The following is a 21,992-nucleotide window of genomic DNA, read 5'->3' as shown; positions in this document are numbered from 1 at the left end:
ATGTGCATGCAGTGGCCGTGATCGCGCTCACCCCTGATAACGGCCGCCGCGCCCGATTCTTGAGGCCGGCGGCCGTATCGGGGTTGCGTCACTTCGTCACGAGATCCACCGGCGTCTCGACCACGCCCGACATGTCGGCCTGCTTGCGATGCTCGGAGATCGCCTTGAGCGCCGTATCGATGCCGAACACGGCCTGCTTCGCCGCGTACTGATCGGCCGTCGCGAGCACGCGGCCGTCCTTCAGCATCGGCTTGATCGCATTGATGTTGTCGTAGCCGACCACGAACACCTTGCCCTGCTTGCCGGCCGCGCGCACGGCCGACACGGCGCCGATCGCCATGTTGTCGTTGCCGCACAGCAACGCTTTCAGGTTCGGGTATTCGTTGAGCATCGCGGCCGCGACCGCATTGCCCTTGTCGATCTCCCATTCACCGGACTGCACCGATACGACCTTCATCCCGCCCGCCTTCATCGCGTCCTGGAAGCCGGCCGTGCGCTGCTGCGCATTGGTCGTCGTCGACACGCCTTCGACGATGCCGACCTGGTCGCCCGCCTTCAGCCGCTTCGCGAGGTAATCGCCGATCTTGCGCGCGCCCTTGCGGTTGTCCGGGCCGACGAACGGTACGTTCAGGTTCTTCGATTTCAGCACGTCGGGATCGAGCCGGTTGTCGATGTTCACGACGATGATGCCGGCGTCGACCGCCTTCTTCACGACCGGCACGAGCGCCTTCGAATCGGCCGGCGCGAGCACGATCGCGTCGACCTTCGACACGATCATCTGCTCGACGATGCGGATCTGGTTCGCGGTGTCGGTCTCGTCCTTGATGCCGTTGGTGATCAGGTCGAACTGGTTCGCGTTGTGCTTCTGGTATTCCTTCGCGCCCGTTTCCATCGTCAGGAAGAACTCGTTGGCGAGCGACTTCATCACGAGCGCGACCTTCGGCTTGGCCGATGATTGCGCATGGACGGCCGGTGCGGCGGCAACCGCGACGGCGGCGAGCGCGGCGGTCAGGAAACGACGGCGAAAGAGGACATTCATACACATCTCCTGGCGACCGGCCCCAGGGGCCGGACTATTGTTTGACTGTTGTTTTAATGTGAGCAAACGTTTGCGCCACACTACCCGGGCAATGGCCATCGATGCTGCTGTCGGTACCACGAAATGGAAACGAGGCAGACGGCCGACTGCCTGACGCGTGCTGTTGTTTACGCGCCTCCGCCGGCGGGAAGCCGGCGGAGTGAAGGCTATGCTGTACCGATTCGCGCCGGCGCGCAACCTGTCTGATCAATATTTAGGGTTTATTCGGAGCGCGTGTCACGCCGGATCCCGCGGCGCCGGCTCGTCTTCATCGGCTGACGGCGGCTCGCCGAATCGGTTCGCGTGCGGCGTGCCGGCGATGAAGCCGTTCATCACGAACAACGCGAGCGCGCCGACGATCGGCACGAACAGCAACAGCATCCACCATCCCGACTTGTCGATGTCGTGCAGCCGCTTCACACCGACCGCGATCGACGACCACGCCGCGACGACGGCGACCACGACGAGCACCAGCATCGCCAGCAGCGGCAGATCGTCATCCGGCGAGCGGTGCGAATCCGCATCGAAAAACACGCTGAGCAACGCGGAAACCAGTGCGTAGATCCACCACGGCAGGCGTCCGATCCGGCCTTCGAAGGAAAAGAGAAACCATTTCAGGTTCATTGTTTACCTCTTCGTCACGCGTGTTGCGTGTTGTGCGCCATGTTGCCGAATGTGTCTGAACGGGCAATCCGCGTGCGTTGTGTGGCGAATGCGAACGGGCTGCCGGTCATGTGCCCCGCGCTTCGTTCCGACGTCGCGCAGGGTGTCGGTGAAGCGGGCCGGGCGATCGGGATGGTGCCGGAGAGTCGCGTCAACACCCGTCAGCCGGCATTCACGCGCATTGAATCACATGCAAGGAGAAATGGGGCGGCCGGTATGCAGGATGGCAAGGCCCGATGCGAGGCGCTCGAACGTGCCGTCTTGATTTCTCTCTGGCAGGCGAGCGCATGTCGCGCGCCGAGTGCGGGGATGAATCGGCAGGAAACCGCGATTGCGGCCGGTGATTCGGAGAGTCTGGGTCGAACAACCAGGCAGGCGGCAGATCGCCTGCGCCGTCTGGTGCATGAGGGGACGTCGCGCCATCCGCGGTGATCGCGCGGACGGCGCACGACGTACTGTCGTCAAACGGCTTCGCGCAACAGCCCCGCGATTTCGGCTTCGTTCAGGTGCGGCGCGAACATCTCGATCAGCCGGTACGCATACGCACGCAGGAATGCGCCCTTGCGCAGGCCGACCCGCGTCGTGCTCGCCTCGAACAGGTGCTGCGTATCGAGCGCGACGAGCCCCGTGTCGCGCTGCGGATCGTAGGCCATCGCCGCGACGACGCCGATCCCCATCCCGAGCTCGACATAGGTCTTGATCACGTCGGCGTCGATCGCGGTCAGCACGACGTCGGGCACGGCACCCGCCTGCGTGAATGCCTGGTCGATGTGCGAGCGCCCCGTGAAGTCCTGGTCGTACGTGATGATCGGGTACTCGGCGATTTCCTCGAGCGTCAGGTTCTCGCGACCGACGAGCGGATGGCCCTTCGGCACGACGACCGTGTGGTGCCACGAATAGCACGGGAACGTGACGATGTCCGGATAGCGGTCGAGCGCTTCGGTCGAGATGCCGAGATCGGCCTCGCCGTTCAGGATCATCTGCGCGATCTGCTGCGGGCTGCCCTGACGCAGCGCGAGATGCACCTTCGGGAACACGTCGGTAAACTGCCGGATCACCTTCGGCAGCGCGTAGCGCGCCTGCGTGTGCGTCGTCGCGACGACGAGGTGGCCGCTGTCCTGGTCGGCGAACTGGCGCGCGACGCGGCGCAGGTTCTCGGCATCGAGCAGCATCCGCTCGATCAGCTGGTGCACGGCCTTGCCGGGCTCCGTGAGCCCCGTCAGCCGCTTGCCGCGCCGGATGAAGATATCGACACCCAGCTCATCCTCGAGATCCTTGATCTGCTTCGACACGCCGGACTGCGACGTGTACAGCACGTTCGCGACTTCCGTCAGGTTCATGTTCTGGCGCACCGCTTCGCGCACGAACCGCAATTGCTGAAAATTCATGGGTATGCCTCTTAGGCTGTCATTGTTTGATTGTCTGATCTGAGCGCGCTCCGCCCCCTGCCCTGCATTCTGGCGTCAACGCGCGGGAAACACACGCACCGCGCGCGGCACGGCCGTTGCACCGTCGCCGACCTGCAGCGACAGCGCACGCCATGCGTCGCGATCGAGTTCCGCCTCGAGCGCGCCGCCTGCGCGCGCCTCGAGCTCCACACGCACCGACCCGCCGAGCGGAATCACGCGGCGCACGTCCACCGCGATGCCGTCGCGGTGCCCTTCACCGGCCGGCCAGAGCTGCAGGTCGTGCGGCCGCACGTACGCGTTCGCAGGGCCCGCGAAATCGGCATCGACCTCGATCGGCGCAGCCGCGCCCTCGGCCACGAAACCGCGCCCGGCGACCGTGCCCGGCAGCCGGTTGGCCGCGCCGAGGAACTCGTAGACGAACGCGCTCTGCGGATGATCGTAGACGTCCTGCGGGCTGCCGACCTGCTCGACGTGGCCGCGGTTCAGCACGACGATGCGGTCCGCGACTTCCAGCGCCTCCTCCTGGTCGTGCGTGACGAAGATCGTCGAGATGTGCAGGTCGTCGTGCAGGCGGCGCAGCCAGCCGCGCAGTTCCTTGCGGACCTTCGCGTCGAGCGCGCCGAACGGCTCGTCGAGCAGCAGCACCTTCGGCTCGACCGCGAGCGCGCGGGCGAGCGCGATGCGCTGGCGCTGGCCGCCCGACAGCTCCGACGGATAACGCTGCGCGAGCCAGTCGAGCTGCACGAGCTTCAGCAGCTCGTGCACCTTGTCGCGGATCACGCTTTCCGACGGCCGCTCGCGGCGCGGCTTCACGCGCAGCCCGAACGCGACGTTCTCGAACACGGTCATGTGGCGGAACAGCGCGTAGTGCTGGAACACGAACCCGACCTGCCGATCGCGCGCGCCGACCGACGCGACGTCGAGCCCCTGCAGCACGACCTGGCCGGCATCCGCGTGCTCGAGGCCCGCGATCACGCGCAGCAGCGTGGTCTTGCCGCAGCCGGACGGCCCGAGCAGCGCGACCAGTTCGCCGGGCGGGAAGTCGAGCGACACGTTGTCGAGCGCCGTGAAATCGCCGAAGCGCTTCTGAAGGTTACGGACGGTGATACCCATTCTGGTTGCCTCTTTACGATTTCGACGAAACGGCGGCGGGGCCGGCGTGTGCGGGAACGGCGTCGCTCGCGCCGGCCAGCTCGGCGGCGAGATGACGCTCGGCGATCAGTTTCAGCGCGAGCGTGACGAGCGCGAGCAGCGCGAGCACCGACGCCACCGCGAACGCTGCCGCGAAGTTGTATTCGTTGTACAGGATCTCGACGTGCAGCGGCATCGTATCGGTCACGCCGCGGATGTGGCCCGACACGACCGACACCGCGCCGAACTCGCCCATCGCACGCGCGTTGCACAGGATCACGCCGTACAGCAGCCCCCACTTCACGTTCGGCAGCGTCACGCGGCGGAAGATCTGCCAGCCCGACGCGCCGAGCACGCGCGCGGCTTCTTCCTCGTCGGTGCCTTGTGCCTGCATCAGCGGAATCAGCTCGCGCGCGACGAACGGGAACGTGACGAAGATCGTCGCGAGCACGATGCCCGGCACCGCGAAGATGATCTGCACGTCGTGCGCCTGCAGCCACGGCCCGAGCCAGCCCTGCGCACCGAACAGCAGCACGTACACGAGACCCGAGATCACCGGCGACACCGAGAACGGCAGGTCGATCAGCGTCGTCAACAGCGCCTTGCCGCGGAATTCGAATTTCGCGATCGCCCACGACGCGCACACGCCGAACACGAGGTTCAGCGGTACGGCGATCACGGCGACGGTCAGCGTCAGCTTGATCGCCGACCACGCATCGGGATCGGCCAGCGATTCGAGATAGAAGCCGATGCCTTTTCTCAGCGCCTCGACGAACACCGCGGCGAGCGGCACGACGAGGAAGAACGCAAGGAACGCCAGCGCGATGCCCGTGAGCAGCCAGCGCACGACGCGCGACTCGCTGACGGGGTCGAGCCGCTTCGCGGCGCGCCCTTGCGCGGCCGAAGACGGGGTTTTCAGCACGACGGTGGCCTCCTGGCTCATTGCTGGCCTCCTGCTGCGGCGGCGGTGACGGCAGCAGGCGCGGGACCGCTCGCGCCCTTGCTCGTGCGGCGCTGCAGATACCACTGCAGCGTGTTGATCAGCAGCAGCATCAGGAACGACACGACCAGCATCACGACCGCCAGCGCGGTCGCGCCCGCGTAGTCGTACTGCTCGAGTTTCGTGATGATGAGCAGCGACGTGATCTCGGATTTCATCGGCACGTTGCCGGCGATGAAGATCACCGAGCCGTATTCGCCGAGTGCACGCGCGAACGCGAGCGCGAACCCGGTAAGGAGCGCCGGCAGCACGGCCGGCAGCACGACGCGGCGGAACGTCAGCCAGCGCGACGCGCCCAGGCACGCGGCCGCCTCTTCCTGCTCGCGCTCGAAATCCTCGAGCACCGGCTGCACGGTGCGCACGACGAACGGCAGCCCGATGAAGGTCAGCGCGACCAGCACGCCGGCCGGCGTGAACGCGATCTTGATGCCGAGCGGCGCGAGATACTGGCCGACCCAGCCGTTGGTCGCGTAGACGGCCGCGAGCGAGATGCCGGCAACCGACGTCGGCAGCGCGAACGGCAGGTCGACGATCGCATCGACGAGGCGCTTGAACGGGAACGTGTAGCGCACGAGCACCCACGCGACGAGGAAGCCGAACACGGCGTTGATCAGCGCGCCGCCGAGTGCGGACGTGAACGTCAGCCGGTACGACGCGAGCACGCGCGGCGACGCGACGGCGGTGACGAACTGGTCCCACGACAGCGTCGCGGTCTTCAGGAACGTGGCGGCGAGCGGTATCAGCACCACGAGGCTCAAATAGGCCACCGTGATGCCTAGCGTCACGCCGAAACCGGGCAGCGCGCTCGGCTTGCGAAAGGTGTACGTCGTCATCGGATGCTCTTGCTGGGTCGATGCTGCTCATGGGTCCGACGCAAACGCCGGCGCGATGCTTTGCGCCGGCGGCCCGTCGAGGGTGCGGCGCGCTATCGTGGCGCGCCGCTGTCGTTATGGTGTTACTGCGGCTTGTAGATCGAATCGAACACGCCGCCGTCCGCGAAATGCGTCTTCTGCGCATTCGTCCAGCCGCCGAAGGTATCGTCGACCGTGTACAGCTTCAGCTTCGGGAACTGCTTGGTCAGCTCCGCCGGCACGTTCTTCGAACGCGGCCGGTAGTAGTTGCGTGCCGCGATCTCCTGGCCCTGCGGGCTGTACAGGAAGTTCAGGTACGCCTCGGCCAGCTTGCGCGTGCCCTTCTTGTCGACCACCTTGTCGACCACCGCGACGGGCGGCTCGGCCAGGATGCTCACCGACGGCACGACGATCTCGAACTTGTCGGTACCGAATTCCTTGACCGACAGGAACGCCTCGTTTTCCCATGCGATCAGCACGTCGCCGATCCCGCGCTGCACGAAGCTCGTGGTCGCGCCGCGCGCGCCGGAATCGAGCACGCCGGCATTCTTGTAGAGCTTCGTGACGAAGTCCTTCGCCGTCTGCTCGTTACCGCCCGGCTTGTGCTGCGCGTACGCCCATGCGGCCAGGTAGTTCCAGCGTGCGCCGCCCGACGTCTTCGGGTTCGGCGTGACGATCGAGATGCCCGGCTTGGTCAGGTCGTCCCAGTCCTTGATCCCCTTCGGGTTGCCCTTGCGCACCAGGAACACGATCGTCGACGTATACGGCGACGCGTTGTCGGGCAGGCGCTTCTGCCAATCCTTGTTGACGAGGCCCTTGTTCGCGAGCGCGTCGATGTCGTACGCCAGCGCCAGCGTGACGACGTCGGCCTGCAGGCCGTCGAGCACCGAGCGAGCCTGCGCGCCCGAACCGCCGTGCGACTGCTTGAAGTTGACGGTCTCGCCCGTCTTCGCCTTCCACTCCTTGCCGAACGCCTGGTTGAAGTCCTGATACAGCTCGCGCGTCGGGTCGTACGACACGTTCAGGAAGGTCGTATCGGCCTGCGCGTGCGTCGCGACGCCCAGCGCCGCCGCCGCGCCCAGCGCGAGTGTTGCGATCAGGCGGCCTACTCCGCCCACCAGCCCCGTATTGCGCTTGCCCATCCTTGGTTCTCCAGTGTTGTCGGTATTGCGATGTCGGGCCAGTCTAGCGAACGGGTTACATGATTAAAAATAATCGTTCCTCATTTTTTAATACTCAAAAGTGCTAACGCAGACGGGATGGACGGTTGCGGCAGATAAACCGGCGTCCGGACGTCGCAAAATCACGCCGGAACCGGCGTGATCGCGTCGAACCTCACGTAACACTTGAAATTCGCGAACTACTGTATAAAAATACAGCTCACTGTCTATCCATACAGTTGAGCCATGACCAAACTCACCGCCCGTCAGCAGCAAGTGTTCGACTTGATCCGTCGCGCGATCGAGCGCTCCGGATTCCCGCCCACCCGTGCCGAGATCGCGGCCGAACTGGGCTTCAGCTCGCCGAATGCGGCCGAAGAGCACCTGCGCGCGTTGGCGCGCAAGGGTGTGATCGAGCTGGCCGCCGGCGCGTCGCGCGGCATCCGCCTGCTCGGCATCGACGATGCCCCGCACCAGTTCACGCTCCCGCACGCCGGCCTGATGCAGCTGTCGCTGCCGCTCGTCGGCCGTGTGGCGGCCGGTAGCCCGATCCTCGCGCAGGAGCACATCTCGCAGCATTACGCGTGCGATCCCGCGCTGTTCACCAGCAAGCCCGACTACCTGCTGAAAGTGCGCGGCCTGTCGATGCGCGACGCCGGCATCCTCGATGGCGACCTGCTCGCCGTGCAGAAGCGCACGGAAGCGAAGGACGGCCAGATCATCGTCGCGCGTCTCGGCGACGACGTCACGGTCAAGCGCCTGATGCGCCGGCCGGGCGGTCTCGAGCTGATCGCGGAGAACCCGGATTACGAAAACATCTTCGTCAAGGCCGGCAGCGCGGAATTCGCGCTGGAAGGCATCGCCGTCGGGCTGATCCGCTCGGGCGAACTCTGACATTCCGTCTCGCTGAGGAGAACATCATGGAACGCCTTGCCCGCCTGCTGCCTTTCCGTCAATTCGGTCGCCTGCGTCACCTGCGCGGCCGCACGCCCTGCGCACCGCTGTCCGCGGCGGCGCCTGTGCAAGAAGAAGTCGCAGTCGAACGGCAGGCGTCCCTGCTGCCGTCGGCGCTCCCCGCTTTCGCGCGGGTATCGCTGAACGCCGGCCTGAATCACGCGGAACCCGCGCGCCGCGCGCCGGTGCGCGTCTATCACGGTCGCTCGCGCCTGATCATGGTCGGCACGATCGATGCCGTGTGCCGGATGATCGATCGCTGCATTGCAGAGGAACGATCGGCCACGCCAGGCGGTCTCTGATTGCGGAACATCCCCGCACCGGAGGCAACGTGACCGGATCTTCGGGCCGCGCATGGCGGCTCAAACCCCTGCTGATCATCGTGCTGGCCATCGCCGCCATTGCGGCGATCGGCTATGCCTACGCATCGCCGTACGTCGCGCTCGGCCGCCTGAAAACGGCGATCGATGCGCGCGATGCGCAGGCCATCAGTGAATATGTCGATTTTCCGTCGCTGCGCATCAGCCTGAAGCAGCAGGTCACGGAAGAGCTGATGCGCCGGATCGACGCGGTGAAGAAGAGCAATCCGTTCGCGGTGCTCGGTGCACTGATCGGGTCGGCATTGATCGGCCCGCTGGTCGATGCATACGCGACCCCGGAGGGCGTGGCCGCGCTGATGAGCGGATTGCCGCCGCGTGGCAATCCGGGGGAGCGTCCACCTGACCTGTCGAATCTGCCACCAGGCAGCGATGCACCGGGCAACACGCCGGCCGCACCGGCACCCAATCAGGCTTCGGCAAGCGCAGCCGCTCCGGGCAGCAACGTGGCAGCCGCATCATCGTCGCCCCCTGCTGCTGCCGCGCCGGCCAGCCCGGTCGATGCAGCGCATTCGCCGCATCAGCAGCAAACCAGCGCCGGCTACCGGAATATCGACGAATTCGTCGTGACCTACCAGCGCAGTGCCGACGGCACGCGCTATGCGGCGATATTCCACCGCTTCGGCCTGTTCTCGTGGAAGTTATCCGCCATCGACCTGCACGCTTGACAGGGCTCGACAGGACTTGACTGGCTCGGGGTCATCGCCCGAGCCACTGAGGCGGCGTGACTGCCTGACCGGCACGGTTCGCCCGTCAGGCAGTCATCGAATCATTGGATCATTTGCCGTTCGCCGTGGCCGCTTCACGCTCGCGTGCGATTTCGGCCTTCTGCTCTTGCGCCGACGAACACGCAACCAGAATGCTGCAGTTCACGCGATCGAGCAGTTGCGTGTTGCCGGAGCCCATCCACCATCTCGACAGCCCGCTGCGGCACCGGTGGCCGACGACGACGAGATCGGCGTTCAGTTCCGTCGCGAGATTCGCGATTTCGTCGATCGGATAGCCGAATGCGAAATGGCCTTCGGCCTGCACGCCGCGCTCGCGCAGCCAGTTCACCCCTTCCTGCAGGATTTCACGCGCGGTTTCCTCGAACCGGCCGCACGCGACGTCGGTCAGCAAACCCGCGCTCTGTGCAATGCTCGAGCGCATGTCGACGACCGACAGCAAATGCGTCTCGGCCTTCAGGTCCATCGCGAGATTGGCGCCGCAGCGCAGTGCCTTGCGCCCTTCGAGCGTGCCGTCGTAACACAGCAGAATCTTGTTGTAGCTAGCCATGAAACCTCCCTATCGCAACAACGAGCCTACGCATTCATCATGGTGCGCCGCAATTCAGGACGCAAGGGATGGAAAACGCTGATTCGCTCCGCGCGGCGCGTGCGCGATGATGCGGTGCACGATCGGTGCGCGCATGCATCGCACCGCGCAGGCATGCCCTGAAGAGACGCAGCCGATGCACTAGAATGGCCCGTTCGTACTCCAGCGGGCCACCAGGCGCCGGCGTCGTGCGCGTCGGTCACGCCCGTGTGACAGGCCATCGTCCGATCGGTTCGCCAACCGGCCACGCATCCGGCAGCGAAACGCTGCCGCGCACGCATACAACGACAACCTACCCATGCTCGTTGCACCGATCGATTTCCGGAACGTCGAAAAGCGCTATGGCGACAAGCTTGTCGTCAACGGCCTGTCGTTCACCGTGCAGGCCGGCGAATGCTACGGCCTGCTCGGCCCCAACGGCGCAGGCAAGACCACCACGCTGAAAATGCTGCTCGGCCTCACGCATCCCGATGCAGGCACCATTTCGCTCTGCGGCGAACCGGTTCCATCGCGTGCGCGACATGCGCGCCAGCGTGTCGGGGTCGTCCCGCAGTTCGACAATCTCGACCCCGACTTCACCGTCCGCGAGAACCTGCTCGTCTTCAGCCGCTATTTCGGCATGTCGGCGCAGGCCGCGCACGCGCTCGTGAAACCCCTGCTCGAATTCGCGAAGCTCGAGAACAAGGCCGATGCGAAGGTCGGCGAGCTGTCGGGCGGCATGAAGCGCCGGCTCACACTCGCCCGTGCGCTCGTCAACGATCCCGATGTGCTGGTGCTCGACGAGCCGACGACGGGCCTCGACCCGCAGGCGCGCCACCTCATGTGGGAACGCCTGCGCTCGCTGCTCGCTCGAGGCAAGACGATCCTGATCACCACGCACTTCATGGAAGAAGCCGAGCGGCTGTGCGACCGGCTGTGCGTGATCGAGGAAGGCCGCAAGATCGCCGAAGGTGCGCCGCACGCGCTGATCGAATCGGAGATCGGCTGCGACGTGATAGAGATCTACGGGCCCGATCCGGCCACGCTGCGCGACGAGCTGGCGGCGTTCGCGAAGCACACCGAGATCAGCGGCGAGACGCTGTTCTGCTACGTGAGCGACCCGGAACCGCTCAGTGCGCGACTCAAGGGTCGCACGGGGTTGCGCTATCTGCATCGCCCGGCCAATCTGGAAGATGTGTTCCTGCGGCTCACGGGCCGCGAAATGCAGGACTGATCGATCATGGACGTGCGCAACTATTCCGCCACCGCCCCGTCGGCACCGCCACGCGTGTCCCGCTTCGCGATCGCGATGCCCGCGAACGCAACCAACTGGATCGCCGTCTGGCGGCGCAACTATCTCGTCTGGCGCAAGCTCGCGCTCGCGTCGATGTTCGGCAATCTTGCCGATCCGATGATCTATCTGTTCGGTCTGGGGTTCGGGCTCGGCCTGATGCTCGGCCATGTCGACGGCGTGTCGTATATCGCGTTCCTCGCGGCCGGTACGGTCGGCTCGAGCGTGATGATGTCCGCGAGCTTCGAGTCGATGTATTCGGGTTTCTCGCGGATGCACGTGCAGCGCACGTGGGAAGCGATCATGCATACGCCGCTTGCGCTCGGCGACATCGTGCTCGGCGAGATCGTCTGGGGGGCCAGCAAGGCGATGCTGTCGGGGGCCGCGATCATGCTCGTCGCGGGGGCGCTCGGTTATGCGCAGTTTCCGTCGATGCTCGCGGCGCTGCCCGTGATCGCGCTCGCGGGCCTCGCGTTCGCAAGCATCGCGATGATCGTCACGGCGCTCGCACCGTCCTACGATTTCTTCATGTTTTATCAGACGCTCGTGCTGACGCCGATGCTGCTGCTGTCGGGCGTGTTCTTCCCGACCACGCAGCTGCCGCCGATCGCGCGGCACGCGGCGCAGGCACTGCCGCTCGCGAACGCCGTCGAGCTGATCCGGCCCGCGATGCTCGGCCGGCCGGCGACCGACGTCGCGCTGCATGTCGCGGTGCTCGCCGGCTACGCGGTCGGCGGGTTCCTGCTGTCCGCCTGGCTGTTCAGGCGGCGGATGATGCGCTGACGGCCGGCGCACCGGGCGCCGGCTTCATGCGACGACGTTATTCGTCGTCGTCGCTCCACGGGATCTCGACGTCGGTCAGGAACGCGACGGTCGCGAGCGGGCCACCTTCCTGGCGGCCGAGCTTGCCGTCCGCGCGATGCCATTCGACGCGGAACTGCGTGCCCGGATCGTCGGCGAGCAGATAAACCGTGCGCAGTTCTTCCTTGTCGGCTTCGTCCACCGGGCCGTCGAACGACACCAGCATCTTCTGCGGCCACAGGCCGTTGACCGGATCGTAAATGCGATCGCCCTGCGGAATGTCGATGCTGGCCTCGACGCCGATCGTTGCGGAGGCCTCGATGATCATCGTGCCGAGTGCATTCAGCACGGCAGTCGCCCGCGCGGAATTGGCCTGGCGGATCGCGAGATCGCCGCGCGTCAGCGCCTTTTCGAGTCGAGGATGAATCTTCGGTTGGGTCATGCGTTTTCCTGTTTGCTTCTTGTAAATGGCGCCGCACGCGTGAAACGGCGGCGCCGGATGAATACGACGATTACGCCCGGCCGGCGCACCGCTTGCGCGCGTCAGAACCCGAACGCGACCGCGAGCAGGCCGCTCGCGATCCCGAACACGACGACAAGGATCGCGACGATGGCCAGCATGTAAGGCTTGAACGAACGCGCGAGCATCGCGAGCGACGGCACGCTGATCGGCGGCAGCGTCATCAGCAGCGCGGCGGCCGGGCCGACGCCCATGCCGAGCGACAGCATCGCCTGGATGATCGGCACCTCGCCCGCCGTCGGGATCACGAACAGCATGCCCGCGACCGCGAAGGCGACGATCCAGCCGAGATGATTGCCGATGTCCGGGCCGATATGCGGGAACAGCCATGCGCGCGCGGCGCCGAGCAACAGCACGAGCACGATGTATTCGGGCACGAGCCGCACGGCCATGCGTGCGAGCAGCTTCATCCAGCGCACGAACGGATTGCCGGCCGCGGCCTGCTCGGCCGCCAGCGCGGCGAGCTGCGCATCGTCGATGCGGGCGTCTTCAGGGCGCGCGATCCGGTTCAGCAGATAGCCGATCCCGAATACCATCGCGACGCCGAGCACGAGGCGCAACGCACTCCAGTGCCAGCCGAGCACGAAGCCCATGAAAACCAGCGCCGCCGGGTTCAGCACCGTGTTGCCGAGCCAGAACGCGACCGCGCCGCCCGGCGAGGCATGGCGTGCGCGCAGCCCCGCGACGACCGGCGCCGCGCAGCACGTGCACATCATGCCGGGCAACGACAGCAGGCCGCCCGCGGCGACGCTGCCGAAGCCGGTGCGGCCGAGCACGCGCGCGACCCAGTGCGCGGGCAGCAGCGCCTGCACGGCCGAACCGAGCAGCAAGCCGAGCACCATCGCCTGCCAGATCGCCTTGCCGTACGCCCAGGCGTAGTCGAGCGCGGCCTTCAGCGACGGCTCGGGCGCGGCCGCCGACGTGCCCATCAGGATCGACTGTCCGATCGAATGATGCTCGGCGGCAACGAACGCCTTGTTGTAGTACGGGAACCATTTCACATAAAACAGCCCCGCGACCGCGATCAGCAGGAAGGTCATCCAGCCGAGTGCCGGACTGGGTTGGGTGCGTGTGGTCGTCATCGTGTGATCGTCGATTGGTTATTGTCGGTGGCGGGCTTCATGCCTGCCGCAAGCGCGGCCGACGCGGGCAGCCCGGCCTGCGCGAGTTGCGCCAGCAGCGTGCGCGCCTGGTCGCACGCATCGGCCGCGTTGGGCCGGAACGTGAACGTCAGCGCCCGGTTCGGCTTGTTGTACGTCGCGCGATAAGTGCGCGCATACGCGGGATCGTAATGCTTGTCGATCAGTTCGGTGAACAGTTCGGCACGCGCGCCGGCATCGATCAGCGCCTTCCAGTGCGTCACCTGTTCGCGGCTGTGCAGGCCGATCAGCCGGTGCAACTGCGCCTTGAACGCGTCCGGTTCGTCGAACAGGTGCGCGTAATCCTCGAGGAGGAACGCGATGCGCTCGTCGTGCGCCGCATCGACACGCACCCACGGCCCTGCGTGAAACGCTTCGATCAACGCGATCGGCAACTGCACGAGCCCGATCCTGCGGCTTTCCGATTCGACGAACACCGGCCATTCGGGGTCGAAACGCCCGAGTGTTTCGACGAGCCCCGAATCGAACCCCTTCTGCGCCGGCTGCGGCTTGCCCGGCAGCGCGCCGAGCAGCGAACCGCGATGGCACGCGAGCGCCTCGAGATCGAGCGTCTGCGCGCCCGCGTCGCGCAGCGCGTTCAGCAGGCGCGTCTTGCCGCAGCCCGTATGGCCGACGAGCGCAATGTAGCGAAAGCGCGTCGGCAGCGAGTCGAGCGTCGCGCACACCGACTGGCGGTACGACTTGTAGCCGCCGTCGAGCTGGCGCGCCTTCCAGCCGATCAGGTTGAACCAGGTCGTCATCGAGCCCGAGCGCTTGCCGCCGCGCCAGCAGTAGATCAGCGGCCGCCAGTTGCGCGGCCGGTCGGCGAACGTCGTGTCGAGATGACGTGCGATGTTGCGTGCCACCATCGCCGCGCCGACGCGCGTCGCCTCGTACGGCGACACCTGCCGGTACATCGTGCCGACGAGCACGCGCTCCTCGTTGCTGAGCACGGGCGCGTTCAGCGCGCCGGGGATATGATCCTCGGCGAACTCGAGCGGCGTGCGCACGTCGATGATCTCGTCGAACTCGCCGGCGCGATCGAGGGTGACAATCAGGTTCTTCAATTTGGCGTCGAACAGGGGCGATGCGGCTCGATGAGCCGCATGGGCACGGAAGGCGGATTGGCGATTATCTCACGGGCCGGCGTCTCGGGCCGCGCGCGGCGGCCGGCGGCGGCGATGCGGCCTGCATCGCGTCGATCAGATGGTCGCGGAACGCGCGAACCGACGCGGGCAGGTCGCGCCCCGCCATCGTCTGCACCTGGATGCTGCGCTCGCGCAACTGCGGGTTCGTCACGGGCACGACGACGAAGCCGTCCGCGGCGCAGCGGTCGCGCACCGACAGCAGCCCCGTGAACATCACCGCGCCCGTGCGTCGCGCATAACCGTACATCGCCGCCGTGTTGTTGCTCGTCAGTTCAGGTTCGAGCAGCAGCCCGTCGAGCGCGCATGCGATGTCGATCAGCTGGCGCACCGTGGTGCCGGCCTCGGGCAGCACGTGCGGGTGACGCGCGACATCGGCGAGTGACACCGCTTCACGCGTCGCGAGCGGATGGTCGTGCCGCACCAGCGCGAAGATCGGCGCGCGCTCGGTATGCTCGACGCGCACGCCCTTCTCCGGCGCGAGGCTGAAGCTCAACGCGATGTCCACGTCGCCGTCGCGCACGCGCCGCGTCGCTTCCGCCGGCGACACGACCCACACCGAGAAATCGACGCCCGGATGGCGTGCCTTGAAGCGCGCGAGCGTGCCGGGCAGGAAATCGATCGCGAACCCTTCCGAGCAGGCGATCTTCAGCAGGCTGCCGTGCAGCGCGTCGAGCCCGCCGATGTCCTTCATCACGTGCTCGGCCTCCAGCAGGCTGCGCTGCGCGAACGCCAGAAGCCGCTCGCCGGCCTCCGACAGCGCCATCCCGCGCGGCCGGCGCTCGAACAGCGGTGCGCCGAGCTCGCTCTCGAGTTTCGCGATCTGGCGGCTGATCGCCGAGACAGCCACGTGCAGCCGCGCGGACGCGTCGCTGATCGAGCCGGTGCGCGCCACCTCGACGAAATACCGCAACGCCAGGCCATGCAGGAAAGTCGCCATCGTTCTGTCTCCACCGGGCTGCCGGCCGCGCTGCTTTGCCTTTTCGGCAAAGAAAGGTTCGAAATTCGATCATTGTGACAAAAAAAACGGCTTTCTAGAATCGATCGCACTTCACGCTGCACGCACGAACCGCGGTGTGCAGCGAACCCGACAGAGGAGACACGACTTGAGCCGTACCGCCGCCATCCAGCACGCGCTGAACCAGTTCGAATCCGGTGCGTTCTTCACGACCCTGAGCCGCCGCGTCGGCTTGCGGACCGAAAGCCAGGAAAGCGGCAACGGTGCCGCGCTGCGCGCCTACCTGACCGACGAGATCGCACCCGAGGCCGCGCGCCTCGGCTTCACGTCGCGGATCGTCGACAATCCCGTCGACGGCGGCGGCCCGTTCCTGCTGGCATCGCGCCACGAAGACGATGCACTGCCGACCGTGCTGATCTACGGCCACGGCGACGTCGTGCGCGGCTACGACGCGCAGTGGCGCGCACCGCTGTCGCCGTGGACGCTGACGGCCGACGGCGACCGCTGGTACGGCCGCGGCAGCGCCGACAACAAGGGCCAGCACACCATCAACCTGGCCGCGCTGGCGAGCGTGCTCGATGCGCGCGGCGGCCGGATGGGCTTCAACGCGAAGCTGCTGATCGAGATGGGCGAGGAAACGGGTTCGCCGGGCCTCGACGCACTGTGCCGTCAGGAGCGCGACGCGCTCGCGGCCGACGTGCTGATCGCATCCGACGGCCCGCGCATCGCCGCCGCGCGCCCCACGGTGTTCCTCGGCTCGCGCGGCTCGGTCAATTTCAAGCTGAGCCTGCGCGCCCGTGACGGCGCGCATCACTCCGGCAACTGGGGCGGCCTGCTGCGCAATCCGGCGATCGTGCTCGCGCACGCACTCGCGAGCCTCGTCGACGCGCGCGGCGCGATTCGCGTCGCGGGGCTGCGTCCGCCGCCGATCCCGGCCGCCGTGCGCGAGGCGCTCGCCGATCTCTGCGTCGGCGGCGGCCCCGGCGATCCGGTGCTCGACGCCGGCTGGGGCGAGCCCGGCCTTACCGCGCCCGAGCGCGTGTTCGGCTGGAACACGTTCGAGATCCTCGCATTCAAGGCCGGCAACCCCGAGCACCCCGTCAATGCGATCCCGCCCGCCGCATACGCGCACTGCCAGTTGCGCTTCGTCGTCGGCACCGACTGGCAGGCGCTGCATGCGCACCTGCGCACGTACCTCGATGCGCACGGCTTCGCCGACATCGAGATCGACGTCGAGCGCGGTGCCCCGGCGACGCGCGTGTCGCCGGACGATCCGTGGGTCCGCTGGGCGGTCGCGTCGCTGGCGCGGACCACCGGCAAGAAACCCGCGATCCTGCCGAATCTCGGCGGCACGCTGCCCAACGAAGTGTTCGCCGACACGCTCGGGCTGCCGACCCTGTGGGTACCCCATTCGTACCCTGCGTGCTCGCAGCACGCGCCCGACGAGCACCTGCTCGCGAGCGTCGTCAGCGAGGGGCTGCAGATGATGGCCGGCCTCTTCTGGGATCTCGGCGATGACGCCCCGACCGTTCGCCGCGCGGCGCCTGCCGCGGCCGGCGCCACCCTGTAACGCGCTTCGCCCCTTTCACGGGACCTGCCCACACGATGAACACGACCACCCTGACCTCGCAGGAAGCCGCCCTCCCCAGCGCCGCGAAGATCCGGCGCATCATCTTCGCGGCGTCGATCGGCAATGCACTCGAATGGTTCGACCTGATCGTCTACGGCTTCTTCGCGGTGACGATCGCCAAGCTGTTCTTCCCCGCCACGAGCGAAGCGACGTCGCTGATGCTCACGCTCGGCACGTTCGGCCTGTCCTACCTGATCCGGCCGATCGGCGGCTTCGTGCTCGGCGCGTACGCGGATCGCGCGGGCCGCAAGGCGTCGCTGCTGCTGTCGATCGCGATGATGATGGCCGGCACGCTGCTGATCGCGTCGATGCCGACCTACGCATCGATCGGCATACTCGCGCCGCTCGGGATCATGCTGTCGCGGCTGATGCAGGGTTTTTCCGCGGGCGGCGAATTCGCGAGCTCGACCGCTTTCCTCGTCGAGCACGCGCCGCAGCGGCGCGGTTTCATGTCGAGCTGGCAGTTCGCGAGCCAGGGACTCGCGACGCTGCTCGCGTCGGGCTTCGGTGCGCTGCTGACGTCCACGCTGACAACCGCGCAACTCGAAAGCTGGGGCTGGCGCGTGCCGTTCCTGTTCGGGCTCGCGATCGGCCCGGTCGGGCTGTACATCCGCCGTTACGTCGACGAAGGCGTCGAGTTCAAGACGCAGGCACGCTCGGAAGCGCCCGTGCGCGAACTGTTCGCGGATCAGAAGCTGCGGCTGCTGCTGTCGATCGGCGCGCTCGTGATCTCGACCGCGATCAACTACATGGTGCTGTACATGCCGACCTATGCGATCAAGCAGCTCGGCCTGCCCGCGTCGACGGGCTTCGCGGCGACGCTCGCGACCGGTTTCGTGCTCACGCTCGTCACGCCGGTCGTCGGCCACCTGTCCGATCGCACGGGGCGGATCCGCATGATGGCGGCCGCGGCCGTGCTGATGCTCGTCAGCGTGTGGCCGACGTTCGCCTGGCTCACGCGCCACGCGTCGTTCGCAACGATGCTCGCCGCACTGGTCTGGATCGGCGCGCTGAAGGCGATGTACTGCGGCGCGCTGCCGGCGCTGATGGCCGAGCTGTTCCCGTCGCAGACGCGCGCAACGGGGCTCGCGGTCAGCTACAACACGGGGGTCACGCTGTTCGGCGGCTTCGCGCCGTTCGTCATCACCTGGCTGATCAGCGCGACCGGCAACCGGCTGTCGCCGGCGCTCTACCTGATGGGGTGTGCGGTGCTGAGCCTCGTCGCGCTGTTCGTCGCGCGCACCCGGCTCAAGATGCGATAACGGAAGAAACGACGGTGCGGCCCGTAGCGGTATCGGCATCGTCGCCGCGCGGGCCGCGTGCCGGTTACGGCGCCGGGTTCGGCTGCAGCTCGTGCAGCGCATCGATCTCGGCGAGGATCTCGTCGGACAGCTTCACGTCGATGCTGCCGATGTTCTCCTTCAACTGCTCGAGCGACGTTGCGCCGACCAGGTTGCTGCGCACGAATGGCCGGCTGTTGACGAACGCCAGCGCGAGCTGCGCGGGCGACAGCCCGTGACGCCGCGCGAGCGCGACATAGCGCGACGTCGCCTCGACGGCCTGCGGTTTGCTGTAACGCTGGAAGCGCTCGAACAGCGTGATGCGCGCGCCGGCCGGACGCGCACCGTTCTCGTACTTGCCGGACAGCCAGCCGAACGCGAGCGGCGAATACGCGAGCAGGCCGACGCCGTCACGATGCGTAAACTCCGACAGCCCGTTCTCGAACGTGCGATTCACCAGGCTGTACGGATTCTGGATGCTTGCGATACGCGGCAGCCCGAGCTTCTCGGCCGCGCGCAGGAACTGCGCGACGCCCCATGGCGTTTCGTTCGACACGCCGATCGCGCGTACCTTGCCGGCCTTCACGAATTCCGCGAGCACGCCGAGGGTTTCCTCGATCGGCACCGTGTAGGCGTCGTCGACCCACGGATAGGCGGGCCGGCCGAACGTCGTCGTGCTGCGGTCGGGCCAGTGCAGCTGATAAAGATCGACGTAGTCGGTCTGCAGGCGCTTGAGGCTGCCGTCGAGCGCTTCGGTCAGGTTCTTCCGGTCGAACTGGTTGCCTTCGCCGCGAATATGGCGCGGATTATGCGGCTGCCGCGCCGGCCCCGCGATTTTCGTCGCAAGCACGATGCGCTCGCGCTGCGCGCGATGCTGCGCGAGCCACGTGCCGATGTACTGTTCGGTGCGCCCCTGCGTATCGGGCTTCGGCGGCACCGGATACATCTCCGCGGCATCGATCAGCGTCACGCCTTGCCCGATCGCGTAGTCGATCTGCTCGTGCGCATCGCGCTCCGAATTCTGCTCGCCCCACGTCATCGTGCCGAGGCCGATCAGGCTGACCTCGATGCCCGAATCGCCAAGTGTGCGGTATTCCATGCTGTTCCTGTCGCGTCGGTGGAAAGCAGGAACGCTATCACATTGAAGCGACCGCTTCAGACAGGCGCCGCACACGCTTACAGGCGGCCTTCGGTACCGGGCGAGCGTTCACGCGCAGGGCCCAGACGAACGCGTTGCGGCCCACCGTTACTGCGGCCGCTGGATGAAACAGGTCGCCGACGCATGCGCGACGATCTTGTCATCCGGCGTCTTCAGCGTGCCCTCGGCAACGCCGAGCGAACGCGACAGGTGAATCACGCGCCCTTCCGCAACCAGCTCGACGTCGCGCGGCACGGGTCGCAGCATCTTCACATGCAGATCGACCGTACCGTAGCCGACGCCCGCATCGAGCATCGAATGCACCGCACACCCCGTGACCGAATCGAGCACCGTCGCCGCGAACCCGCCGTGCACGCCGCCGAGCGGGTTCAGGTGCCGGCCGTCCGCCCGCGCCGAAAATTTCACATAACCGAGCTCGACGTCGAGCGGACGCATCGGAATCGTCTCGGAAATCGACGCGAGCGGCGCATCGCCCGATACCGCTGCGCGCAGCAGATCGAGACCAGACAGGGAAAGCGGGTTCATCGGGTTGTCTCCGGGTTGAAAGCGCGTCGCCGCGCGAGTAAGTTCCAAATTGGAACTCATTATTCACAACGACCACGGTCGTTGTCAACGAGGCCGGGCGCGTTGCAATCGAAGGCGGGTTCTATAATCAAGCCCGCTATTTCGCTGAACCGCCGCAAGAGACTCGACGATGAAATGGGATGACATCGGCACGCTGAACTGTTCGGTCGCGCGTACGCTTGCCGTGCTCGGCGACCGCTGGACCATGCTGATCCTCCGCAACGCGTTCCTCGGCTGCCGCCGCTTCGACGCGTTCCAGACCCAGCTCGGCATCACGCGCCATGTGCTGGCGGAGCGGCTCGCGCGGCTCGTCGACGAAGGCGTGCTGGCCAAGCGCGCGTATCAGGAACGCCCGCCGCGTTTCGAATATCGTTTGACGGACAAGGGCCTCGACCTCTACCCGACCCTGCTCGCGCTGACCGCATGGGGAGACCGCTGGAAAGACGACGGCCAGGGGCCACCGGTGCAGTTGCGTCACCGTACCTGCGGCCATCTGATGCACGCGGTCACCGTATGCTCGGCGTGCGGCGAGCCGCTCGACGCCCGCGACGTACAGCCGGAGCGTGGCCCCGGATGGGTCGCAGCAGAAGCCGCCGGAACGACTTCGGCCGAGGACTGACGCATCGCGCATACGGGAACGCATACGGGAGCGCGTGACGCACACGGATCGTTCGTTGCGTTCGCGCTGCTGTCGCCGGTTCCAGCGAGCCGACCTGGTTGCACTCTCGCACGGCTTGCGCGCCTACACCCTGCCGCGCATGCGCATTCACGCGCCGCCATCGCCCCCCATCTGCCGATCGACCCGATCGCATGCACGGATCCCGCACAACGCAACTTTGCGTCACCACCTCTGCCATCGCCGGTCTTCGCGATGCGTCATCCCTTGGCATCCGCACGTGACCGGGCCGCCACGTGTGCGTTACACTCACGGCCCGCTGTCTCGAAATTATTCGCTGTCCAAGATGTTGTCGCGCAATCGCCTCGCCGCTGCCTGTCTCGCCGCCTCCCTGCTCGCCACACCGTTCACCGCTTTCGGCAAGACGCAAAGCGAATCGCTGCTCCAGCAGGCGATCGACTTCGTGTCGCGGTGGCTACCGGCCCCCACTCACGAAGCGCCCGCAACACAGGTCGTCGAATCGGCGTTTTCGCCCGATGGCGGTGCCGAAGCGCTGGTGCTGAAAGCGATCGGCGCCGCGCGCAGTTCGATCCGCGTCGCAGCCTATTCGTTCACGTCGCCGCCCGTCACGCGCGCACTGCTCGCCGCCAAGCGACGCGGCGTGAATGTCGCGGTGGTGGTCGACGACAAGGGCAATCGCGCGAAGAGCAGCAAGCAGGCGTTGAACCTGCTCGTCAACGCAGGCATCCCGACACGCACGATCGACGCCTATGCGATCCATCACGACAAGTACCTCGTGATCGACGCCGAGCACGTCGAAACGGGCTCGTTCAACTACAGCGCGTCGGCGGCCAGCCGCAATTCCGAGAACGTCGTCGTGGTGTGGAACAACCCGCAACTCGCGTCGCGCTATCTCACGCACTGGCAAAGCCGTTTCGACCAGGGCACGCCGTACCGTTCCAGCTACTGACAC

The 21,992-nt window shown here is 66.7% G+C and carries 24 protein-coding genes and 1 pseudogene; 10 read left to right on the top strand and 15 right to left on the bottom strand.

Going from position 1 to position 21,992, the window contains the following annotated elements; genetic code table 11:
- Nucleotides 1–88 precede the first annotated feature (88 nt).
- Together AB3K92_RS30785 and AB3K92_RS30780 are read right to left on the bottom strand one after the other, a co-directional pair.
- A complete protein-coding gene (locus tag AB3K92_RS30785; RefSeq protein ID WP_021157018.1) occupies nucleotides 89–1,039 on the bottom strand; it encodes a sugar ABC transporter substrate-binding protein in 951 nt (316 codons plus the stop codon).
- 276 nt (nucleotides 1,040–1,315) lie between these two features.
- Nucleotides 1,316–1,702, bottom strand: a complete 387-nt coding sequence (locus AB3K92_RS30780) for a DUF805 domain-containing protein (RefSeq protein ID WP_021157017.1) — start codon at nucleotides 1,700–1,702, stop codon at nucleotides 1,316–1,318.
- Nucleotides 1,703–1,741: 39 nt separating this feature from the next.
- Between AB3K92_RS30780 and AB3K92_RS30775 the strand changes: the two genes are divergently transcribed.
- The gene (locus tag AB3K92_RS30775) at nucleotides 1,742–2,173 is read left to right on the top strand and encodes a hypothetical protein (protein ID WP_369466495.1); all 432 of its coding nucleotides are present in this window, start codon (nucleotides 1,742–1,744) and stop codon (nucleotides 2,171–2,173) included.
- Between the two features lie 29 nt (nucleotides 2,174–2,202).
- On the opposite strand, the gene AB3K92_RS30770 is transcribed toward AB3K92_RS30775, so the two are convergent.
- The 6 genes and pseudogenes from AB3K92_RS30770 to AB3K92_RS30745 form a co-directional block, all read right to left on the bottom strand.
- Nucleotides 2,203–3,129: a CysB family HTH-type transcriptional regulator gene (locus AB3K92_RS30770; protein ID WP_006484201.1), complete on the bottom strand. Its 927-nt coding sequence runs from the start codon at nucleotides 3,127–3,129 to the stop codon at nucleotides 2,203–2,205.
- 75 nt (nucleotides 3,130–3,204) lie between these two features.
- Nucleotides 3,205–4,263, bottom strand: a complete 1,059-nt coding sequence (locus AB3K92_RS30765; protein WP_021157015.1) for a sulfate/molybdate ABC transporter ATP-binding protein — start codon at nucleotides 4,261–4,263, stop codon at nucleotides 3,205–3,207.
- Nucleotides 4,264–4,276: 13 nt separating this feature from the next.
- Nucleotides 4,277–5,224: a sulfate ABC transporter permease subunit CysW gene (gene cysW / locus AB3K92_RS30760; protein ID WP_060216950.1), complete on the bottom strand. Its 948-nt coding sequence runs from the start codon at nucleotides 5,222–5,224 to the stop codon at nucleotides 4,277–4,279.
- Nucleotides 5,221–6,114, bottom strand: a complete 894-nt coding sequence (gene cysT / locus AB3K92_RS30755; RefSeq protein WP_021157013.1) for a sulfate ABC transporter permease subunit CysT — start codon at nucleotides 6,112–6,114, stop codon at nucleotides 5,221–5,223. Before cysT ends, cysW begins: the two co-directional genes overlap by 4 nt.
- 122 nt (nucleotides 6,115–6,236) lie before the next feature.
- Entirely contained in the window at nucleotides 6,237–7,274 is a 1,038-nt protein-coding gene (locus AB3K92_RS30750; RefSeq protein ID WP_021157012.1) for a sulfate ABC transporter substrate-binding protein, read from the bottom strand.
- 183 nt (nucleotides 7,275–7,457) lie between these two features.
- Nucleotides 7,458–7,568: pseudogene (locus tag AB3K92_RS30745) on the bottom strand (sodium:proton symporter); the annotation flags it as partial.
- Between AB3K92_RS30745 and lexA the strand changes: the two are divergent.
- From lexA to AB3K92_RS30730, 3 genes are read left to right on the top strand one after another with little or no spacing between them, the layout of a single operon-like run.
- Nucleotides 7,539–8,186 (top strand): transcriptional repressor LexA, encoded by a 648-nt coding sequence (gene lexA, locus AB3K92_RS30740; protein WP_006754655.1) that lies wholly within the window; start codon nucleotides 7,539–7,541, stop codon nucleotides 8,184–8,186. The pseudogene AB3K92_RS30745 and the gene lexA overlap by 30 nt on opposite strands.
- 26 nt (nucleotides 8,187–8,212) lie before the next feature.
- A complete protein-coding gene (locus tag AB3K92_RS30735; RefSeq protein ID WP_006476078.1) occupies nucleotides 8,213–8,548 on the top strand; it encodes a hypothetical protein in 336 nt (111 codons plus the stop codon).
- 29 nt (nucleotides 8,549–8,577) lie between these two features.
- Nucleotides 8,578–9,291 carry a DUF2939 domain-containing protein gene (locus AB3K92_RS30730; RefSeq protein ID WP_059653319.1) on the top strand — a complete coding sequence of 238 codons (714 nt, stop codon included), beginning with the start codon at nucleotides 8,578–8,580 and terminating at the stop codon, nucleotides 9,289–9,291.
- Nucleotides 9,292–9,400: 109 nt separating this feature from the next.
- On the opposite strand, the gene AB3K92_RS30725 is transcribed toward AB3K92_RS30730, so the two are convergent.
- Entirely contained in the window at nucleotides 9,401–9,898 is a 498-nt protein-coding gene (locus AB3K92_RS30725; protein ID WP_021157010.1) for a universal stress protein, read from the bottom strand.
- Between the two features lie 337 nt (nucleotides 9,899–10,235).
- Between AB3K92_RS30725 and nodI the strand changes: the two genes are divergently transcribed.
- Nucleotides 10,236–11,150, top strand: a complete 915-nt coding sequence (nodI, locus tag AB3K92_RS30720; protein ID WP_021157008.1) for a nodulation factor ABC transporter ATP-binding protein NodI — start codon at nucleotides 10,236–10,238, stop codon at nucleotides 11,148–11,150.
- A 6-nt stretch (nucleotides 11,151–11,156) separates the two neighbouring features.
- Nucleotides 11,157–11,990 carry an ABC transporter permease gene (locus AB3K92_RS30715; protein WP_021157007.1) on the top strand — a complete coding sequence of 278 codons (834 nt, stop codon included), beginning with the start codon at nucleotides 11,157–11,159 and terminating at the stop codon, nucleotides 11,988–11,990.
- A 37-nt stretch (nucleotides 11,991–12,027) separates the two neighbouring features.
- Here AB3K92_RS30715 and AB3K92_RS30710 read toward each other — a convergent pair whose 3' ends face one another.
- The 4 genes from AB3K92_RS30710 to AB3K92_RS30695 all read right to left on the bottom strand — a co-directional run bounded on the left by AB3K92_RS30710 (nucleotide 12,028) and on the right by AB3K92_RS30695 (nucleotide 15,752).
- Nucleotides 12,028–12,450 (bottom strand): hypothetical protein, encoded by a 423-nt coding sequence (locus tag AB3K92_RS30710; RefSeq protein WP_021157006.1) that lies wholly within the window; start codon nucleotides 12,448–12,450, stop codon nucleotides 12,028–12,030.
- A gap of 101 nt (nucleotides 12,451–12,551) precedes the next feature.
- Nucleotides 12,552–13,610, bottom strand: a complete 1,059-nt coding sequence (locus AB3K92_RS30705; protein ID WP_059496079.1) for a permease — start codon at nucleotides 13,608–13,610, stop codon at nucleotides 12,552–12,554.
- Nucleotides 13,607–14,734, bottom strand: coding sequence for a tRNA 2-selenouridine(34) synthase MnmH (gene mnmH / locus AB3K92_RS30700; protein WP_060306788.1), 1,128 nt, complete (start codon nucleotides 14,732–14,734; stop codon nucleotides 13,607–13,609). The genes AB3K92_RS30705 and mnmH overlap by 4 nt, the downstream gene beginning before the upstream one ends.
- A gap of 64 nt (nucleotides 14,735–14,798) precedes the next feature.
- Nucleotides 14,799–15,752 (bottom strand): LysR family transcriptional regulator, encoded by a 954-nt coding sequence (locus AB3K92_RS30695; RefSeq protein WP_369466494.1) that lies wholly within the window; start codon nucleotides 15,750–15,752, stop codon nucleotides 14,799–14,801.
- 166 nt (nucleotides 15,753–15,918) lie between these two features.
- Between AB3K92_RS30695 and AB3K92_RS30690 the strand changes: the two genes are divergently transcribed.
- Together AB3K92_RS30690 and AB3K92_RS30685 are read left to right on the top strand one after the other, a co-directional pair.
- A complete protein-coding gene (locus AB3K92_RS30690) occupies nucleotides 15,919–17,340 on the top strand; it encodes a M20 family metallopeptidase (protein WP_369466493.1) in 1,422 nt (473 codons plus the stop codon).
- 35 nt (nucleotides 17,341–17,375) lie between these two features.
- Nucleotides 17,376–18,662: an MFS transporter gene (locus AB3K92_RS30685; RefSeq protein ID WP_021157001.1), complete on the top strand. Its 1,287-nt coding sequence runs from the start codon at nucleotides 17,376–17,378 to the stop codon at nucleotides 18,660–18,662.
- A gap of 64 nt (nucleotides 18,663–18,726) precedes the next feature.
- Here the strand turns inward: AB3K92_RS30685 and AB3K92_RS30680 are convergent, their stop codons facing one another.
- Together AB3K92_RS30680 and AB3K92_RS30675 are read right to left on the bottom strand one after the other, a co-directional pair.
- Complete coding sequence (locus tag AB3K92_RS30680) at nucleotides 18,727–19,779, bottom strand: NADP(H)-dependent aldo-keto reductase (protein WP_021157000.1); 1,053 nt, start codon at nucleotides 19,777–19,779, stop codon at nucleotides 18,727–18,729.
- Nucleotides 19,780–19,926: 147 nt separating this feature from the next.
- A complete protein-coding gene (locus AB3K92_RS30675; RefSeq protein WP_021156998.1) occupies nucleotides 19,927–20,364 on the bottom strand; it encodes a PaaI family thioesterase in 438 nt (145 codons plus the stop codon).
- Between the two features lie 169 nt (nucleotides 20,365–20,533).
- Here AB3K92_RS30675 and AB3K92_RS30670 point away from each other — a divergent pair, with 169 nt between their 5' ends.
- Nucleotides 20,534–21,022, top strand: coding sequence for a helix-turn-helix domain-containing protein (locus AB3K92_RS30670; RefSeq protein WP_059484535.1), 489 nt, complete (start codon nucleotides 20,534–20,536; stop codon nucleotides 21,020–21,022).
- Between the two features lie 343 nt (nucleotides 21,023–21,365).
- Nucleotides 21,366–21,989, top strand: coding sequence for a phospholipase D family protein (locus AB3K92_RS30665; RefSeq protein ID WP_027787490.1), 624 nt, complete (start codon nucleotides 21,366–21,368; stop codon nucleotides 21,987–21,989).
- Nucleotides 21,990–21,992: the final 3 nt, after the last annotated feature.

It is taken from the genome of Burkholderia sp. Bmkn7 (assembly GCF_041103175.1).
Lineage (GTDB): Bacteria > Pseudomonadota > Gammaproteobacteria > Burkholderiales > Burkholderiaceae > Burkholderia > Burkholderia cepacia.
The sequence above is the reverse complement of the archived record's forward strand: the minus strand, read 5'-3'. Positions and strand labels throughout refer to the sequence as shown.

Coding starts and splice junctions, on each gene's coding strand:
- AB3K92_RS30670 (WP_059484535.1), top strand. CDS start 20,534: ATGAAATGGGATGACATCGGCACGCTGAACTGTTCGGTCGCGCGTACG.
- AB3K92_RS30750 (WP_021157012.1), bottom strand. CDS start 7,274: ATGGGCAAGCGCAATACGGGGCTGGTGGGCGGAGTAGGCCGCCTGATC.
- AB3K92_RS30715 (WP_021157007.1), top strand. CDS start 11,157: ATGGACGTGCGCAACTATTCCGCCACCGCCCCGTCGGCACCGCCACGC.
- AB3K92_RS30695 (WP_369466494.1), bottom strand. CDS start 15,752: ATGGCGACTTTCCTGCATGGCCTGGCGTTGCGGTATTTCGTCGAGGTG.
- AB3K92_RS30675 (WP_021156998.1), bottom strand. CDS start 20,364: ATGAACCCGCTTTCCCTGTCTGGTCTCGATCTGCTGCGCGCAGCGGTA.
- nodI (WP_021157008.1), top strand. CDS start 10,236: ATGCTCGTTGCACCGATCGATTTCCGGAACGTCGAAAAGCGCTATGGC.
- AB3K92_RS30685 (WP_021157001.1), top strand. CDS start 17,376: ATGAACACGACCACCCTGACCTCGCAGGAAGCCGCCCTCCCCAGCGCC.
- AB3K92_RS30705 (WP_059496079.1), bottom strand. CDS start 13,610: ATGACGACCACACGCACCCAACCCAGTCCGGCACTCGGCTGGATGACC.
- AB3K92_RS30665 (WP_027787490.1), top strand. CDS start 21,366: ATGTTGTCGCGCAATCGCCTCGCCGCTGCCTGTCTCGCCGCCTCCCTG.
- cysT (WP_021157013.1), bottom strand. CDS start 6,114: ATGACGACGTACACCTTTCGCAAGCCGAGCGCGCTGCCCGGTTTCGGC.
- AB3K92_RS30780 (WP_021157017.1), bottom strand. CDS start 1,702: ATGAACCTGAAATGGTTTCTCTTTTCCTTCGAAGGCCGGATCGGACGC.
- AB3K92_RS30725 (WP_021157010.1), bottom strand. CDS start 9,898: ATGGCTAGCTACAACAAGATTCTGCTGTGTTACGACGGCACGCTCGAA.
- AB3K92_RS30765 (WP_021157015.1), bottom strand. CDS start 4,263: ATGGGTATCACCGTCCGTAACCTTCAGAAGCGCTTCGGCGATTTCACG.
- AB3K92_RS30770 (WP_006484201.1), bottom strand. CDS start 3,129: ATGAATTTTCAGCAATTGCGGTTCGTGCGCGAAGCGGTGCGCCAGAAC.
- AB3K92_RS30775 (WP_369466495.1), top strand. CDS start 1,742: ATGTTGCCGAATGTGTCTGAACGGGCAATCCGCGTGCGTTGTGTGGCG.
- AB3K92_RS30710 (WP_021157006.1), bottom strand. CDS start 12,450: ATGACCCAACCGAAGATTCATCCTCGACTCGAAAAGGCGCTGACGCGC.
- cysW (WP_060216950.1), bottom strand. CDS start 5,224: ATGAGCCAGGAGGCCACCGTCGTGCTGAAAACCCCGTCTTCGGCCGCG.
- AB3K92_RS30735 (WP_006476078.1), top strand. CDS start 8,213: ATGGAACGCCTTGCCCGCCTGCTGCCTTTCCGTCAATTCGGTCGCCTG.
- AB3K92_RS30680 (WP_021157000.1), bottom strand. CDS start 19,779: ATGGAATACCGCACACTTGGCGATTCGGGCATCGAGGTCAGCCTGATC.
- AB3K92_RS30785 (WP_021157018.1), bottom strand. CDS start 1,039: ATGAATGTCCTCTTTCGCCGTCGTTTCCTGACCGCCGCGCTCGCCGCC.
- lexA (WP_006754655.1), top strand. CDS start 7,539: ATGACCAAACTCACCGCCCGTCAGCAGCAAGTGTTCGACTTGATCCGT.